13 protein-coding genes, 2 tRNA genes, 1 other RNA gene, 1 pseudogene and 1 other annotated feature (1 of these 18 only partly in view) are annotated in these 15,685 nt (G+C 36.0%); of the genes and pseudogenes, 12 read left to right on the top strand and 5 right to left on the bottom strand.

The genetic code is table 11. From position 1 onward, the window contains the following. Positions 1–46, top strand: a binding site (T-box leader) (it extends 163 nt beyond the left edge of the window). Positions 47–89: 43 nt separating this feature from the next. From asnS to AC6UD8_RS06215, 5 genes are all read left to right on the top strand, one after another. Next, positions 90–1,487, top strand: a complete 1,398-nt coding sequence (gene asnS, locus AC6UD8_RS06235) for an asparagine--tRNA ligase (RefSeq protein WP_500699788.1) — start codon at positions 90–92, stop codon at positions 1,485–1,487. Positions 1,488–1,607: 120 nt separating this feature from the next. Then, entirely contained in the window at positions 1,608–3,008 is a 1,401-nt protein-coding gene (locus AC6UD8_RS06230) for a DHA2 family efflux MFS transporter permease subunit (protein ID WP_500699789.1), read from the top strand. 207 nt (positions 3,009–3,215) lie between these two features. Continuing rightward, positions 3,216–3,719: a C40 family peptidase gene (locus tag AC6UD8_RS06225; protein WP_500699790.1), complete on the top strand. Its 504-nt coding sequence runs from the start codon at positions 3,216–3,218 to the stop codon at positions 3,717–3,719. A gap of 78 nt (positions 3,720–3,797) precedes the next feature. After that, positions 3,798–4,382 (top strand): YdeI/OmpD-associated family protein, encoded by a 585-nt coding sequence (locus AC6UD8_RS06220; protein ID WP_500699791.1) that lies wholly within the window; start codon positions 3,798–3,800, stop codon positions 4,380–4,382. 165 nt (positions 4,383–4,547) lie between these two features. After that, positions 4,548–5,207 (top strand): hypothetical protein, encoded by a 660-nt coding sequence (locus AC6UD8_RS06215; protein ID WP_500699792.1) that lies wholly within the window; start codon positions 4,548–4,550, stop codon positions 5,205–5,207. Between the two features lie 55 nt (positions 5,208–5,262). Here the strand turns inward: AC6UD8_RS06215 and ssrA are convergent. Together ssrA and AC6UD8_RS06205 are read right to left on the bottom strand one after the other, a co-directional pair. Beyond that, positions 5,263–5,630: a transfer-messenger RNA gene (gene ssrA, locus AC6UD8_RS06210) on the bottom strand. Positions 5,631–5,679: 49 nt separating this feature from the next. Continuing rightward, positions 5,680–6,453, bottom strand: a complete 774-nt coding sequence (locus tag AC6UD8_RS06205; RefSeq protein ID WP_500699793.1) for a Cof-type HAD-IIB family hydrolase — start codon at positions 6,451–6,453, stop codon at positions 5,680–5,682. 117 nt (positions 6,454–6,570) lie between these two features. On the opposite strand from AC6UD8_RS06205, the gene AC6UD8_RS06200 reads away from it, so the two are divergent. The 3 genes from AC6UD8_RS06200 (at position 6,571) to AC6UD8_RS06190 (ending at position 10,829) form a co-directional block, all read left to right on the top strand. Continuing rightward, positions 6,571–7,740: a class I SAM-dependent methyltransferase gene (locus AC6UD8_RS06200; RefSeq protein WP_500699794.1), complete on the top strand. Its 1,170-nt coding sequence runs from the start codon at positions 6,571–6,573 to the stop codon at positions 7,738–7,740. Positions 7,741–7,837: 97 nt separating this feature from the next. After that, entirely contained in the window at positions 7,838–9,202 is a 1,365-nt protein-coding gene (locus AC6UD8_RS06195; RefSeq protein WP_500699795.1) for a glucose-6-phosphate isomerase, read from the top strand. A gap of 61 nt (positions 9,203–9,263) precedes the next feature. Next, positions 9,264–10,829: an RNA-directed DNA polymerase gene (locus AC6UD8_RS06190; protein ID WP_500699796.1), complete on the top strand. Its 1,566-nt coding sequence runs from the start codon at positions 9,264–9,266 to the stop codon at positions 10,827–10,829. Positions 10,830–10,910: 81 nt separating this feature from the next. On the opposite strand, the gene AC6UD8_RS06185 is transcribed toward AC6UD8_RS06190, so the two are convergent. Continuing rightward, positions 10,911–11,225: a hypothetical protein gene (locus AC6UD8_RS06185; RefSeq protein WP_500699797.1), complete on the bottom strand. Its 315-nt coding sequence runs from the start codon at positions 11,223–11,225 to the stop codon at positions 10,911–10,913. A 115-nt stretch (positions 11,226–11,340) separates the two neighbouring features. After that, positions 11,341–13,401: an NlpC/P60 family protein gene (locus AC6UD8_RS06180; RefSeq protein WP_500699798.1), complete on the bottom strand. Its 2,061-nt coding sequence runs from the start codon at positions 13,399–13,401 to the stop codon at positions 11,341–11,343. 366 nt (positions 13,402–13,767) lie between these two features. Here AC6UD8_RS06180 and AC6UD8_RS06175 point away from each other — a divergent pair. The 3 genes and pseudogenes from AC6UD8_RS06175 to AC6UD8_RS06165 all read left to right on the top strand — a co-directional run. After that, a pseudogene (locus tag AC6UD8_RS06175) lies at positions 13,768–13,917 on the top strand (MerR family transcriptional regulator); the annotation flags it as partial. A gap of 300 nt (positions 13,918–14,217) precedes the next feature. After that, positions 14,218–14,712, top strand: coding sequence for a DnaJ domain-containing protein (locus AC6UD8_RS06170; RefSeq protein ID WP_500696048.1), 495 nt, complete (start codon positions 14,218–14,220; stop codon positions 14,710–14,712). A 131-nt stretch (positions 14,713–14,843) separates the two neighbouring features. Further along, entirely contained in the window at positions 14,844–15,311 is a 468-nt protein-coding gene (locus tag AC6UD8_RS06165) for a DUF2798 domain-containing protein (RefSeq protein ID WP_500699799.1), read from the top strand. Positions 15,312–15,374: 63 nt separating this feature from the next. Here AC6UD8_RS06165 and AC6UD8_RS06160 read toward each other — a convergent pair. After that, positions 15,375–15,447 (bottom strand) — tRNA-Gln (locus AC6UD8_RS06160). A gap of 117 nt (positions 15,448–15,564) precedes the next feature. Between AC6UD8_RS06160 and AC6UD8_RS06155 the strand changes: the two genes are divergently transcribed. Next, a tRNA-Glu gene (locus tag AC6UD8_RS06155) sits at positions 15,565–15,638 on the top strand. Positions 15,639–15,685: the final 47 nt, after the last annotated feature.

Here is a 15,685-nt window from a genome sequence, read left to right as displayed (position 1 = left end):
GTTACATAAACAATATGGGTGGTACCGCGATGACCTCGTCCCTTTTTGAGATGAGGTCTTTTTTATTGTCTAAAAAGGAGTTGTTAAGTATGAAAGAACAAAACGTTTTAGCAAAAGATTTGTACACTAAGAAACACGATTTTGGTGATGAATCAGTAGTTTTAGAGGGATGGATTCGAACCATTCGTAATTCTAAAAAAATTGCCTTTATCGAAATCAACGACGGTTCATACATTAAGAATGTTCAGGTAATTGTCAAGAGTGATCTAGATAACTTTGATGACATCATCAAACTGCCGATTAGTTCAACTCTGAAAGTAATTGGAAAATTCGTGGACACTCCGGACGCCCCACAGCCATTTGAAATTCATGCGGAGCAAGTTAAGATTGAGGGTGTTTCTGATCTAGACTATCCACTGCAAAAGAAGAAGCAATCACTCGAGTACCTTCGTTCTATTGCACATTTACGTCCTCGAACCAATACTTTTTACGCTGTTTTCAAGATTCGTTCGATGGCAGCCTTTGCGATTCATGAATACATGCAAAAACACGGCTTTGTCTATGTAAACACTCCGATTGTTACTAGTAGTGACACTGAGGGTGCTGGTGAGATGTTTCAGATCACTAGTTTAGATCAAAATGACCTGCCAAAGGATGAGAATGGTAAAGTCGATTACTCAAAGGATTTCTTTGGTCAAGAGACGAACTTAACCGTTAGTGGACAATTACCAGTCGAGGCATTTGCTTTGGCATTTAGAAACGTATATACCTTTGGCCCAACTTTTAGAGCTGAAAATTCGCATACTAAACGCCACGCTGCCGAATTTTGGATGATTGAACCAGAAATGGCCTTTGCTGATCTTGATGACATTATTAAGACGTCTGAGGACATGTTAAAGTATGTTATTAATTATTTACTTGAAAATGCTGCAGAGGACCTCCAGTTCTTAAATGATAACGTCGACGACAACTTACTTAAGTTGCTTCAAACTACTGTGAACGAGAAGTTTGCGCGGATCACGTATACTGATGCCATTGACTTACTTGAAAAAGCCGACGTTGAGTTTAAATATCCGGTTAAGTGGGGGATTGATTTAAAGGCTGAACACGAACGTTATCTATCCGAAAAAGTGTTTGGCAAACCCGTGTTTGTAACTGATTATCCACGTAATATCAAGGCCTTCTATATGCGTGATAACGACGATGGTAAGACGGTTGCTGCTTCAGACCTTCTGGTTCCAAGAATTGGTGAACTAGTTGGAGGAAGCCAACGAGAAGAGCGTGAGCAAGAATTGGCTGACAAAATGGATGAATTTCATTTATCAAAGGATGAGTACGAGTGGTACCTCGAATTACGTAAATACGGTGGCACTAAGCACTCTGGCTTTGGAATTGGCTTCGAACGATTACTGATGTATGTCACTGGGATGGATAATATTCGCGATGTTATCCCTTATCCAAGAACCCAAGGTAGTATTAAATTTTAGACTAAAATGAGCCCATGAGAAATCATGAGCTTTTTGTTATCTTTTGTAACAATTCAAATGAAAAAATGATAGTCTATAAATAGTTATTAAATTAGTACAAATCGAAAAGGAGCGCTTTATATGGCAAAAAGTAATGGACTTAGTAGATTAGAAAGATTTTGGTTTATTACCATCATGTTAATCGGTACTTTCACCATGTCGATTAGTCAGTCATCACTATCGACGGCTTATCCCACATTGATGAAGTACTTTGATATTTCAGCATCAACCGTTCAATGGTTAACAACTGGCTTTATGATCATCATGTGTATCATGATGCCGATTAGTCCTTGGCTTTTGAACAACATGAGTTTTAAGAAACTCTTTATGGGAGTTTTACTGATGTTTGATCTAGGGACGTTAATCATTTTAATTAGCAATAGTTTTGCGTGGGTGCTGATTGGAAGAGCATTAGAAGCAATTGCCGTTGGAATTTTGTTTCCATCGTATCAAACGGTATTACTAAATATCACGCCGGAAGATGATCGAGGAACGATCATGGGAGTTGCTGGATTGGTCATGGGTTCAGCTCTGGCGTGTGGACCAATCATTTCCGGAATCGTTTTGAAGTTTACTACATGGCGTGGCTTGTTTGATGTCTTCATTGTGATTATCACTGCTGTATTCCTGATTTCATTCTTTGTGATGAAAGACGTTATGCCACGAATTAAATCAAAGTTAGATTGGCTTTCGATCATCTATTCATTTGGTTTGATTGGGATCTTGTACGTAATTAGTGAAATTGCTAAACCAAACAATAACTATGGAATACTTTTACTCATCCTGGTTATTAGTATCGTTTTGATTGCGTTGTTTGTTTTCCGTCAGTTTAGAATCAGCAATCCACTATTGAATCTAAACGTGTTAAAGACGTTTAACTATGATTTGGCGGTACTCTTAACCGGATTCTCATACATTTCATTGATTGTAGTTACCATTATCTTCCCGTTGTACTATCAACAGGTATTGGGAGTATCACCATTCATTTCCGGGATGGCACTAGTTCCTGGAGCTGTTTTCTTAAGTATCTTGAACCCAATCACGGGTACGATTGTTGATAAAATTGGATTTAAGCCAGTTATGTTAACAGGAATGTTGATGATTGTGCTGGGCTGGGCCATTTTAGCCTTTTTCCCAATTTACAATATTTGGGGCATGATGGTTCTGGCAATGCTAATTGAGGGTGGAAATGCCTTTGTCATGATGCCTGCGGTTACGCTTGGGGCCGATTCACTGCCGGAAGATTTGATTTCTTATGGAACGGCTTTAATTACGACGGTCAGACAGGTACTTGGGTCAACTGGAGTTGCGGTTGCTACGATTGTATTAGTGAGAGCAACTGGATTCTTCAAACTTAGCATGCCGGCAATGCCAGCTCAGGTTAATGGATTCCACATGGTTTACTGGGTCTTCTTGGTAATTGCGGTTATCGGACTACTGCTTGCGGTTATGATTAGAACGCCAAAAAAAGATCAAAAATAAATTAAAAACGTATTTTAGGTGGAAATCAAATGATTTCCATCTTTTTTTGCTTAAAAGTAAACTAATTTCACAAAGTAGCGCTTAAATTACTGAAATTAATGGATTTGCAATCGTGATGTAATCATTTGGTATTAATCCTAACCTATCATAGAAAGTGTAGGATGATTGTAAAATAATGCACAATAAATTAATAAAAGAGCTGGTAAGATGTTCAAAGGATTAATCAGAAGTGTAACAGTAGCGATTGCGTCGTTAGGTTTATTTGGTGTCGTAAACATCGCCACTAACCAAAATCAAGTATCCGCAAGTAAAGCCCATTTTTCAAACGTTAAGCGGGTTGCGACTAGTGAGCTTGGTAAATCATATTCGTACGGTGCAGTCGGACCCAACAGTTTTGATTGCTCTGGCTTTACTCAGTATGTCATGAAAAATGGTGCTAATCGTAATATTGTAAGAACAGCACAGGCTCAATACGATGCTTATAAGCATGTTAGAAAGAGTAAAATCAAAAAAGGTGACTTAGTCTTCTTTGGTTCAAGTAAAAGTGACATTTACCACGTTGGGATTGCTTTAAACAAACACCAAATGATTGATGCACAAAATCGTGGAGTGGTGATTGAGCCAATTCACGCCCCGTGGTGGCATTTAGTGGGTGTTTCGCGTCCAGTTTCATTTACTAAGAAAACAGTTCAAAGTCCCGTTAGGTTTTAATGAGCCTGACGGCTTTTTTTGACTTCTCCAACTTTGCTGATTACTATGTAGGCAAATGTTGAAGGGAGTGCATTTCAAGTGCTAAGAAAAGACGAGCCATTTTTACCAATCACATCAAGAAGGGAACTTCGGGACTGGTTTGCTGAAAATTGCAAGAGAGAAAATTGTCTGTGGGTTCCAGTCAGCATGAGCAAAACCAGTGAAGAAAAGATGTTTTATTTGGATATCGTCGAAGAGGCACTGTGTTTTGGCTGGGTCGATGGTTTGCATAAAAGTTCGGATGAAACGGGACTAGCACAACGATTGACTCCTCGAAAGGAAAACAGTAACTGGACCGAGCTCAACAAGGAGCGGGCTCGAAGACTAATTAAACTAGGTTTAATGACTGAAGAAGGTAAACGAGTGTTACCAGATTTGTCTCCTAAATCGTTTAAGATTATTCAGCCCGTTAAACGTGCTTTAAAACGTGATCCGAAAGTATGGGATAACTTTAACCAGTTTCCCGATTTGTACCAACGAGTTCGCGTTGATGGTGTTCAGTCCCGGTTGAAATTTAGTAAACCCCAATCATATAAACATCGGTTGCATAAGCTAGTAAAGAAGACGAGAGCCAATGAGATGTATGGTGGTTGGTGTGATGATGGAAGATTGTTGCATTATTAAGTTTTATTAGATTCAATGTTTACATCTGGCATTTGTATCTGAATTTAAACTTAATTATTGTTTCATAAGAAGAATGACTAGTTCAATTTTTGTATTAAGTATTAATTAATCCTGATATACTTGTTTTATTAAATATTTTAGATAATCAGTGAGGAATTAATTCAAATGGCTAAAAAATATTTCATCAGTGGGACACGTACCAGTCATACGTATCAGTTTTATAAGGAACGCAGAAATGATCCAAGTTGGCGGGAAGATTACTTAGAGGTTAAATCAAAACGAAGACGTAATTTTCTGATGAAATTAGTTTCAGGGGTTGTGATTGTATTGATTGGGTTCTTTCTGTTTAACCATTATGCTGGTGCTTTAATAAATAGAATACAAAATGAGTTTAGACGGAATCCTTCATCAATAATTTCAAATCGAACTTCCAATCAACATAATTCAGCACAAATAACTCCTAATTCTTCTCAAGCAGAAACAGGAGCAACTCCAGCAAATAGTAACAATAATCAGGCTGAAAATGATGTTAAGCAAACAAGCACTTTGACAGAGCCAATTGCTAAACAAATATTAGAGAAAGAAACACCTTATTTCCAAAATACGACTACTAATAAAATTAGTTATTGGAATTATGGTGGTAAACTATCTGGAGATCAGACGGGATATTGGTTTATAACTCAAAACGCTACTAGTGATATTGGATTAGAGGGGACCGTTAAAGATAATGGGGACGGAACTGCTCACATATCAGAAAACGTTGTTTCAAAAGCAACCGGTCCACATTCTTCAAATTTAGAAAAAGATGTGACAATTCCACGTTAAGCTTATAAAACACAAAAAAGCGAACCAATCAATTTAATGACTGGTTCGCTTTTAATTATGGAGGCGGCGGGATTTGAACCCGCGTCCGAGCATATTGCCTCCTGAACGTCTACATTCGTAGGCTAATCATTTGAAATTCACTGTACAATCCGCAATTAGTCAATGCTAGCATGCAACAGCTAATCTGATTAATCTCTTCATACTACTTCAGATGGGAGCAGTAAGCGTATCCTATTAAAGGTAGGACCTAGGACTGATCCATAGGAAAAATCAGCTAGATCTACGTCAAGCGCTTATTAGGCAGCTACGGCGTAAGAATTGTTATTATTTTTTGCAGTTATAATTAAACTGAGCGATTTGACGCATCGTCGTACGGAATGCAATTCAGGCTCAAACTATACCCGTCGAATCCATAACGCCCCCGACAGACACATTACTACTATACCATGATATCTGCCTAATTTACAGTAATTTAGATCAGGTTAAAATGCTTCAGTCCGTTGACAATTCCGTGGTCGGTATTTTTAGTGGTAATGAATTCACCATGTGGTTTAACGTTTGGAAGTCCATTACCCATTACGACCGGATGATCAACGTAGTCTAACATTGGGATGTCGTTATTACCGTCTCCAAACGCGTATGTTGGGATTCCAGTTAGTCCAGCAGTGTTTATTAATTGCTTGATTCCAGTAGCCTTAGAAACGTTATGAACGACCACATCAATTGAATAGGGCGAGTTACGGTAAAAGGTTAGGACATCTCCAAAGTTTTCTACGTAGTCAGTATCCAGATCAGTGTTGGTAACCACCATCATGTTAATAGGATTTTCGTGCCAATACTTTTTTGTGACAATGGTTGGAAGTGGAGCATGGACGTGTTCAAAGGCTTTAACTGCCAATTCATCGTGATTGGTAATGGCACCACGTTTTTGGTTCAGTAAAACTAATGTATTATCGTGTTTTTTAACAAAGCTATACAAACGATCAATGATTTTGGGGTTGATTGTATTAGAAAAGACTTCTTGGTTTCTTAACATTCCAAAATCACCGTTTGCGGCTACCACGGAATCAATCTTGGTTTTCTCTAACGTATCTCTGATTTCAAAAAGATTCCTTCCGGTTGAGATTACCGGAAGGCCACCGTGTTTTCTGATTTCATCCATTGCGTTTGCAACTTCATCGTTCACCTTTGAATTTTCATCAAACAAGGTCCTATCTAAGTCAAAAAATACTAAATATTTATACATAATCGAATCTCCTTTGCTTATTATTTTAACATATGACCTACTTTGCAATCCTACTAATTAATCGTGATTACATGTACAATGAGATAGGAAGCGATTTTTAGAGGAGAATAAAATAATATGAAAAAAGTTGAAATAACCGGTAAAGCCGTCAAAAAGTTTGAGGGCGGTTATCCACAAATTAGTGAAAAAGATTTAGTTAACGAAGCGGATTTTAGCAACGGCGAGGTCGTGGCTTTAACTAAGGGTGATCATTTCGTTGCCAGTGCGTACTTTGGCAAACAAGCTGGGGGAATCGGTTGGATTTTGGATCGCAAGGAAAATCAATCTATCGACGATCGTTTCTTTGTTCATTTATTTAGTCAGGCCTTCAGTAAAAGGATCTTACTTCAAAATGAAGGCATTGATATTCATCGCCTGTTTAACGGACAGGGAGACGGTTTGGCCGGAATTACGATTGACAGCTACGATGGTCAAGACGTGATTACTTGGGAAAATGCTGGAATTTACCAATTGCGAAATCAGTTGATTCCAATCATTGTTAATCAATTGGGGAGTTACCAGAATTTATACGAGTATCAGCAGTTTGAACATGGTTCTGAAGTCAAGTCAGTTGAAAATGCTAGTCCCGATCCAGTAGGCTCGGCCAATGTCTTGGAGGGTGAAGTAACGTATCCAATTAGTTTACAGAACGCCAAAACGACAGGATTAGACATCATTTATCGCGATGTAAGACAGGACGTTTTTGATCAATCACAAGATAAAGTTGGTCTAAATCTATTTTATGAGGGAACCGGAGTTGCTAGTGCCATGATTGGTGGTGGTAGCGTTAAGACCGTTAATGTTGATGATAGTAATCGTGCTAAATCTCAATTGATTAATGAAATTGATGCTAATGGATACGTGATCGGTGCCCAAGAGGTCAGAAAAATGAGTGTCTTTGGGTATTTAGACTATGCGCAAAAGCATGATTTGAAGTTTGACTTAATCACCGTTAACGTGCCTGTCTTTGTTAGAGATAAAAAGAATCGGTTTGAGATTAAGCGTGACTTACAAGATCTCGTTAGTGCGGTAAGTCAAGTTGCTAGTAAGGATGCGTCCGTCTTCTTTACCACAGATACCAATAAAATGAATTCGAAAAAGTTTCGGTCTGAAATCTCGGATGCATTTGCCGCAAACGGTGTTAACGTTAATTTTGGAAAAACTTACTCTAACCCAAATGATTTTCCGATTGACCATGATTATGAACGTGAGGGATCGTTTAAAGGGATCAATGTGCGGATTAAATAAGAACTAATATAATAAAATTAACAGAGCAAAAACAGCATTATGTAATTAATTTTTGTTGTATAATGTAAGCGATATTATAGAAAGTGGGGATAGTGTAATGGCTTATTTGAAATTTGATGATTCTAAGTTAAGCAAGTTTGTACATCCGGATGAGTTGCCTGAGATTCAAGCGATGGTAACTGCAGCGGATAAAGAGTTAAGGGATGGCACTGGTGCTGGAAATGATTTCCGGGATTGGTTAGATCTTCCAGAAAATTATGACAAAGATGAGTTCGCAAGAATTCAAAAAGCGGCTGACAAAATCAAGTCTGATTCAAAGGTTTTAGTTGTAATTGGAATTGGTGGTTCATACTTAGGTGCTAAGATGGCCGTTGATTTTCTGAATGGTACTTTTTACAACTCTGAACCTGATGACAAACGTCGTGGTGTCAAGGTTGTCTTTGCGGGTAATTCACTCAGTGCTCCATACATTCATGATTTATTGAACTACATCGGTGACGATGACTTTTCAATTAACATCATTTCTAAGTCTGGAACAACCACTGAACCAGCAATTGCTTTCCGAATTTTCAAGGAAAAGTTAGTTAAAAAGTATGGTGAAGATGAAGCTAACAAACGAATCTATGCTACTACTGATGCTCATCGGGGTGCTTTGAAACAAGAGGCCGACGCTAACGGCTACGAAACCTTTGTAATTCCAGATGGTGTTGGTGGACGTTACTCAGTTCTTACCCCAGTTGGTTTATTACCAATTGCTGCTACCGGTGCTGACATTAGTCAATTAATGAAGGGTGCACTTGATTCTTCTAAGGAATACACCAATCCAGATGTTAATAAAAACGATGCCTATCGTTACGCTGCGTTGAGAAATATCCTTTACAGAAAGGGTTATACCACTGAATTACTCGAAAACTACGAACCAAACATGAGAATGTTCTCAGAATGGTGGAAGCAGTTAATGGGTGAGTCAGAAGGAAAAGACCAAAAGGGAATTTATCCATCATCAGCTAACTTTACAACTGATCTTCATTCATTAGGTCAATACATTCAAGAGGGACTCCGTGATCTGATTGAAACGGTTGTTAAATTAGATAAGCCTGATGACGATATTGCGATTCCCAAGGAAGAGTCAAACCTTGATGGTCTTAAATACCTTCAAGATGACACGGTTAACGAAGTTAATACCAAAGCCTATGAAGGGGTTGTTTTAGCTCATACCGATGGTGGGGTTCCAGTTATGACCGTTCATATTCCTGATCAATCAGAATATTCACTCGGTTACTTGATTTACTTCTTTGAAGTTGCGGTTGCTATTTCTGGTTACCTAAATGGCATTAATCCATTCAATCAACCAGGCGTTGAAGCATACAAGAATAATATGTACGCACTATTAGGTAAACCTGGTTACGAAGAATTAACCAAGAAACTGGATGCAGAATTAAAAAAAGAAAACGATAACTAGATAGATAAAAAGAACGAATTCGGTTGTCCGAATTCGTTCTTTTTGTTAATAGGAGAATGAATTGATAGATAATCAAAGCAAAGTTCCTAAAAGTTTATTAGAAATGGATAAAGATGAAGCAAGAAGATACTTTCTTAAGGAAACAAGTTATGTTCCAATTCAACTGCCATCTTATTTTAAATTTAATGAGGTATTAGAAAATGCTGACAAGTTACTTAGGAATCACAACAATGATATTGGTAACATTTCAAAAGAAAGAGATTCTCTTTCACATGAATCTCATGTTAATTATTCATTATTGATGAATAAGGATGGGATGTATGCATGGAGAAAACTACAGATTGTACATCCAGTTGCCTATGTGGACTTAGTTAATATTATAATAAGTAATTGGGAAGAAATAATTAATAAATTTAAAGAATTTGAAGATAATAAAAAGATTAGTTGTATTAGTATTCCCATAGAATCTAAAACCAATAAAACTGACAAAGCTGAGACCATAACTAATTGGTGGAAAAATATAGAACAGAGTTCTATAGAATATGCCCTAAAGTATAAATATTGTATAAAAACTGATATTGTTACTTGTTATGATTCTATTTATACACATAGTATTCCGTGGGCGTTACAGGGTAAAGAAAATGCTAAAAACAATAGAAATAGTGGCGTAGGAAACAGAATAGATGAAGCAATAAGACATATGCAGTATGGACAGACCAATGGTATACCTCAAGGTGGTGAATTATTTAATTTTATAGCTGAAATTGTCTTAGGGTATGCGGATAGTGAATTATCTTCTTGTATAAAAGATAGATTCGGTCAGGATTTGGTAGATTATAAAATAATAAGATATCGAGATGATTATAGGATTTTTGTTAATTCAAGGGAAGATGGAGAAAAGATAATTAAAATGCTAGCTGATGTTTTATCTGAATTAAATTTTCATCTTAACTCTAAAAAAACTAGTTTTTCATCTGACATTATCGGAACTTCTATAAAAAAGGATAAATTATATTGGACACAACAAAGACCACTTATTCAAGTTAAAAAGTTTAATAAACAATTAGTTTATCAAATGACTTTACAAAAACATTTATGGCAAATATACGAATTAGCAACGAAATTTCCTAACTCAGGAAGTGTGACAGTATCTTTAAATGAATTTATTCAACGATTATCTAATGAATTAAAAATAGATGATTATAATCAATTGATTAGTATTTTGGTTAATATAATGCTGATATCGCCCAAATCAATGCCACAAGAAGCTGCTGCTATAAGTCGGATTCTTGAGATAGAATCAAATTCAGATAAAACATCAAATTTCAGTAAAGAAAATAAAACAAATAAAATAGTGAAAGATATTATCAAAAAACTAGATGATATTCCTAATACAGGATTTGTTGATATATGGCTACAGAGGCTTAGTATACAAGCAGAAAAGAAAGATAATTTTAATGATCCTTTGTGTAAAAAGGCTGAAGGTTTTCAAAAAAATATTTGGAACTCTGATTGGCTAAGAGATGGATTTGATGAAAATTCAATTGTGGATAAAAAAGGGATCAAAGAATTAAGCTTTGCAATATCAAAGAATGAAGTAAATTTGTTTAATAATTATCCGTATTAATAAAAATAGTGTTTAATCTATTTGAATAGATTAAACACTATTTTTATTTAAAAACATGCTTTTATAAACTATTAAATCTAGTTATTCCCATTTTCCTTCAAGAGTACGTAGCTTCTTAATTAAGCGTTGTTGTGCTCTTTCAAGATCATTCATTTGATCATCAACGTGACGGTTTTTGTCCATTCCACGTTTATCATCTCGAGTCGGCTTAGCAACCTTAGTATCACGTAAGTTATTGGTCTGATTTTCATTTTCAATCAACTCTTTCACAACGTCCATTCGTTCGTTGTAGTTAGCTAGTAAATCAGCATTGAATTTATCTGAGTTTTCTTTTTGGAACTTTTCTTGATCCTTGATTAATTTTTTAAGTTCTTTTTCTTTTGAGTGTGCGTCCATATTGTCATACCTCCAATATAAAAAGAATAGCACTAATGCTGTTTCAATAGCAATCTAATTTTATAAATAAAAATGGTCTTCCGATTAATCGGAAGACCATTTATTAGTTTAGATATTATTTGTCAGTATCTTTACGTCTGAAACCAAGTACTGCGGCAAGAGCAACCATGATAGAACCAATGGCACTCATAAGTAGTGTACTTGCTTGACCAGTTTGTGGCAAGATGTGACCATTCTTTTGGTCATTGTTTTTAACTGCAGAAGCTTGACCGTTATCCTTAGTAGCAATGTGTGAAGTTGTCTTATCATCATTGTTTACCTTAGCAGCAGTTTCTTTATTTGAAGCATTCTTGTCAGAAACTTCTTTGTTTGAAACAACCTTAGCGGAAGTCTTCTTGTTAAGAGCTGCCTTTTGGTCAGTTGACTTCTTTGAAGCGTTCAAATCAACTGTGTTCTTCTTAGCAGTAGTGTCATTTGACAAGTTACTTACTTGTTCTTTAGGTGCTGCTGGAGTTTGTTGAACATTTTGTTGAACGTTAGGAGTCGTCTTTGAAGTTTTAACAGTCTCGTTAGTGTTGGCACTAGTATTTGATGATGCCTTTGTTGGTTGAACATTCAAGTTAACCGTCTTAGTGTTATTTTGTGATACAACACTAGTAGTTTGTTGTTTGCCATTTGAAGCAGTTGGAGTTGGTGTAACACTAGCTGATTTCTTAACATTGTTCAATTGAGTAGTAGGGACATTAGCTCTCAAGTTGTAAGTGTATGCTCTGTTATTAGCAGGTCTTGCAGCTGGAGTGCTTACGTTTTGTTGAACGTAGTTAACTCTTGGAGTATATGAATTGTTGTTAGTGTTTTGGCTTGGTGTGTAAGTACTTGCGCTTCCACCGTTAAATCCGTTAACACGTCCGAATAATACGGTACCAGGGAAGTAGCTTAGTGAATCGTTGTAAATAACACCACGGTTTTGAGCATCAAGCATTAAACCGTTACCTAAGTAAATTCCAACGTGGTAAAGATCTCCACCGTTAGAGAAGAATACTAAATCACCTTTTTGAGCCTGGCTACGTGAAATGTGTTGTGTAGCAGGGTATTGACTGTAAGTAGTTCTTGGAAGACTGTATCCAGCCTTGCCAAATACGTATTGAACGAATCCAGAGCAATCAAATCCAGCTGGTGTACTGCCACCCCAAACATATGGAGTTCCAACATATTGTCTACCAATGTTAACTACTTGATCGGCATTAGTATTTTGAGCTCTAAAGCTGACATTTTGAACTCTAAAGTTAGTTGCGGCTGCACGAGCAGCACTTAATTGAACGTTTGAGTAAGAATGAGCTGCTGGGGTAACATTGTTGTTTTGAGTGTTAGTCTTAACAGTTTCAGTCTTAGCTGATTGTGCAGGGGTAGTAGTGTTAGCATCAGCTTGTTTTGCATTGTTGTTTGAAACGGGTGCTTGCTTAGCAGGTGATTGTTGAGTAGTTTCAGATTTAGTAGCTGGGGTTACATTATTTTCAGCTTTTTCAGTATTTACTGATTGTGCTTGTGTAGTAGCTTCGGCTTTAACTGAATCATTGTTAGTAGTCTTTTGGTCAGCGTTGTTGTTTTGCTTGTTATCTGCTTTAGCAGAAACAGCGTTGTCTAAATTATTAACGTTAACATCAGTTTTAGCTGATTGTGCAGGAGTAACAGCTTCTGCAACCTTGTTTTCAATCTTGTTTGGTGTAACAGTTGATGTTTGGTTATCGTTTTTAACGGCATCATTGTTAGCATCATTTTGATTGTTTTGGTTGTTTTCAGCTACTTGATTATTATCAGTAGTTGCTGATTGATCGTTAGTAGTTGTAGCTTTTGTTGCATCATTAGTGGTGTTGTTTACATCATTGTTTGAAGCAACATTAGTTTGAGTAGTGGCATCTTTAGTAGCATTAGCATCGTTTGTTTGATTATCAACGTTAGTGTTAACTTTGGCTGCGCTCTTAGATGAGTCATTTTTAATAGTGCCGTTATCTTTCTTGGCACTTTGAGTAGCTTGTGCGTTATTTCCTAAGGCGTCAGCGTTAACAACGCTGCTGGTAGTTAGAAGGCCACCGGCAACCATCGTAGTTGCAAGGGCAGCAAACATCCATCTCTTACCAGCTTTGTACATTTTATAGTGTAATTTATCATTATTCATATATTTAATTTCCTCCTTTGGAATATATAAACAATAACATCAAAACTATGTGAAAAAAAGAGTTAAACTCAAGCGTAACTATAATGATATAGTGCGAAACATTCAGGAAATAGTTTGTTAAACTAGTAATGTTTCAGTAACATTGTCGTAATATGACTGTGCTACTTACAAAATATGACTAAACGGCTTGACTACGACGTTATGTGACAGTTAGTAATGATTTATATGGAGGCAGTATTCATGCACAAAATAAAAGATTTAGCTGTCATGACGGGCATTACAGCTCGTATCCTTTAATACTATGGGTGAATAGATTTGTTGATCGTTGAACGAGATTTAGAATCTAGTTATTGAAGATATAATTTTACTGATGTTTTAAGACTACAGTTGATTTTGTTTTACAAAAGTTTTGGTTTTGACTTAAAAGAAATTAAAAAAATTATGAACAATCAAGATTTTAGTTTTCACAATAAAGTACTGATTCAAGGGATGTTTTGTCTGAAAAGACCCAATTAATGAAAAGTATTTGAATTTTTTTGCTGTTAATTTATTAAAATAATCATTAAGGAATAAAAATACTTATTATAAAAAATACTTATTATAATGGAAGAAAAATCTACAAATTACACAAAAATCAATTTTAAAAATATTATGATAGTAGGATTGGAACTGGTGCCACAGAAATTTTGGCTCAATCAATTCAAAAATATGCAAAGTAATGACCCTAACCCCAAAGACGTTTTATTAAACACTGATTAACCGAATTGTTCAATGTTTGGTAGAATTAGTGTAAATACATTTAAGAGGGGGATTATGATGGCATATGGAAACTTAGACTATTATTATGCAATATTAGGATTACCCACAACAGCAGACAAACAAGAAGTTGACCGAGCTTATCGCAAATTGGCTAAGAAGTATCATCCTGATGTTAATCATTCTCCTGATGCTGCCTCCAAGTTCAAAGAAATTACCAGTGCGTATGAAATTATTAAAGAAAATAATTATAGTTCTGGATCATATGCAGGATCAAGTCAGTCTAGTTATGAATCACATTCTAATGAGTCTAACGCTAACAATGATTCTTATCAGCAAAACACTAATTATAATTATTCTAATTACCAGCAACAAAATCAAAATCATGAACCTCATCATTTCACTGAAGCTGACATTGGTAAGGTAATTTTCTGGATTGCAATCGCAATTTCGATTGCGACGGTAGTGATTGTCATTAAGGTCTTACCCCTTAGTATTACTTATGCGGTTTTGATTGTGTGTGGAATTTTGTATTACTTCTATCAGAAAAAGTGATTAATTATAAAGATCGAGCATAAAATGTTTGGTCTTTATTTTTATTAATTAAGTTTTTAGTGTAATAAAAACTTACATGAAAAAATTCTTTGTGGTAGATTAATCATTGCTGAAAAATTAGGAGGTTAAGTATGCCAAAGGATTTTAAGGAAGAATTATTGTTTACTGGATTAATGGCAGGTATGATGGTGATCGTGATGGAAGCCTATAACATTGCACTCGGGAGTGGGGTTGATTCCACTTTTGTTAAAAGTGTGTTAATGGGTTATCCATTTGCGTTAGTTATTGCGGCTATTTGTGATTTACTTTTTGTGGGACCACTTGCAAAAGGAATCTTTTTCAAATTTATTTTTACTGAAAAAATGGAAGAGAAGCCACTTTTGATTTCTTTAGGAATTTCAATTTTGATGGTTTTAGGAATGGTAACTTGCATGTCAATTTTCGGAATTGTAGTTGAAGGCGGATTTTCTAGTCTTAATCTAGCAACGTTTGGGATGACATGGATTAGAAACTTGATTTTGGCTCTGCCATTACAACTTCTGATCGTTGGACCAATTGCTAGAATGGTTTTGGGTAAAGTTCAAGAAATCAGGAATTAGAATCAATTCAATACTAAAAGAACCATTTCAATAGTTATTGAAATGGTTCTTTTAGTATTATAGTTGAGTATACTGGGCTCGAACCAGTAAATTGCGGATTCAGAGTCCGCTGCCTTACCAATTTGGCGAATACTCAATAATTGAACAACTAATATACTACAATTCTTTATGGACAGTTGTCAACAGAAAATTTTGCATTACTTTGTTGACAGACCGGTTTAAATTGGGTAAACTATGTAATTGTTCAGTTTATTGCCCGTTGGTCAAACTGGTTTAAGACGTCGCCCTCTCAAGGCGGAGCTATGAGTTCAAGTCTCATACGGGTAATTCAAATATGATAATGCCCTCAAACATAATTATGTTTGAGGGCATTT

The organism is Fructilactobacillus sp. X1R3C1 (assembly GCF_059901545.1).
Note: the sequence above shows the minus strand (reverse complement) of the source record. Positions and strands in the feature narration are given on the sequence as shown.